1 protein-coding gene is annotated in these 242 nt (G+C 59.9%); it reads right to left on the bottom strand.

The features are described from left to right. The coding region (locus SB679_RS26025; RefSeq protein WP_410705282.1) for a hypothetical protein at positions 1-242 on the bottom strand (242 nt) is incomplete at both ends.

Raw genomic sequence — 242 nt, 5'->3', positions numbered from 1 at the left:
CACCGTTCTCGATCACTGCGGTTTTGATGATGCTCTCAGCGTTCCCCGTATAGGTCCGGTACGCGGATGCTGACTGGCTGCCCACTGGGGAGCCGGGGACGGGCCAGCCGAGCATGTCCTTCAACACGGCGAAGTCATCCTCAACGCTGAACGTCACGTGCCCGCCGACACCGTCAGTTTCGCCCTCTTCTGACACAATCGGGCCTGAGATAAGGTGCTGACCCTTGAACGAGACCTTCAAC

The organism is Chryseobacterium sp. SIMBA_029 (genome assembly GCF_046535275.1).
Classification (GTDB): domain Bacteria; phylum Bacteroidota; class Bacteroidia; order Flavobacteriales; family Weeksellaceae; genus Chryseobacterium.
This window is presented reverse-complemented; position numbering and strand designations above follow the sequence as displayed.